Annotated in this window: 1 protein-coding gene; it reads left to right on the top strand. The window is 65.8% G+C overall.

Annotation, left to right across the window (positions count from 1 at the left end; genetic code table 11):
* Positions 1–1114, top strand: a 1114-nt coding sequence (locus tag DFR49_RS00005; RefSeq protein WP_147373599.1) for an acyl-CoA dehydrogenase, incomplete at both ends; no start/stop codon positions are given.

Below are 1114 nucleotides of genomic sequence, written 5' to 3'. Positions count from 1 at the left end.
CGGATGATCCGCGATACCGCGCGCGCCTATGCGGTCGACAAGCTCGCCCCGCGCGTGATCGAGGCGTTCAACGACGAGATCACCGATCCCGCGATCTTCTGCGAGATGGGTGCCCTCGGGCTGCTCGGCCCCACGATCCCGGCCGACTATGGCGGCGTCGGCGCAGGCTACGTCTCCTATGGCCTCGTCGCGCGCGAGGTCGAGCGGATCGATTCGGGCTACCGCTCGATGATGAGCGTCCAGTCGAGCCTCGTGATGTACCCGATCCACGCCTACGGCTCGGAGGAGCAGAAGCGGAAATATCTGCCCAGGCTGGCGACGGGCGACTGGATCGGCTGTTTCGGCCTCACCGAGCCCGATGCCGGATCGGACCCCGGCGGCATGAAGACGCGCGCCAGGAAGATCGACGGCGGCTATTCGCTGTCGGGATCGAAAACGTGGATCAGCAACGCGCCGATCGCCGACGTATTCATCATCTGGGCCAAATCAGACGCGCATGGCGGCGGCATCCGCGGCTTCATCCTCGACAAGGGGACAAAGGGACTGAGCGCGCCCAAGATCGAGGGCAAGTTGAGCTTGCGCGCCTCGATCACCGGCATGGTGATGATGGACGAGGTCGAGGTCGCAGACGATGCGCTGCTGCCCGAGGTGCAGGGGTTGAAAGGCCCGTTCGGCTGCCTCAACCGCGCGCGCTACGGCATTTCGTGGGGGGCGCTGGGCGCGGCCGAATTCTGTTTCCAGGCGGCGCGGCAATACGGCCTCGACCGCAAGCAGTTCGGCCGCCCGCTCGCCGCCAACCAGCTCTACCAGAAGAAGCTCGCCGACATGCAGACCGAGATCGCGCTGGGCCTGCAAGCAAGCTTACGCGTCGGGCGGCTGATCGACGAAGGCCGGTTCGCGCCCGAGATGATCTCGATCGTCAAGCGCAACAATGTCGGCAAGGCGCTCGATATCGCGCGCGCGGCGCGCGACATGCACGGCGGCAACGGCATCTCGGCCGAATATCAGGTGATGCGCCATGTCATGAACCTCGAGACGGTCAACACCTACGAAGGCGCCCACGACGTCCACGCCCTCATCCTCGGCCGCGCCATCACCGGTATCGCCGCGTTCT

The sequence above is a fragment of the Hephaestia caeni genome, assembly GCF_003550065.1.
In the GTDB taxonomy this organism is placed as follows: Bacteria; Pseudomonadota; Alphaproteobacteria; order Sphingomonadales; family Sphingomonadaceae; genus Sphingomonas; species Sphingomonas caeni_A.
The sequence above is the reverse complement of the archived record's forward strand: the minus strand, read 5'-3'. Positions and strand labels throughout refer to the sequence as shown.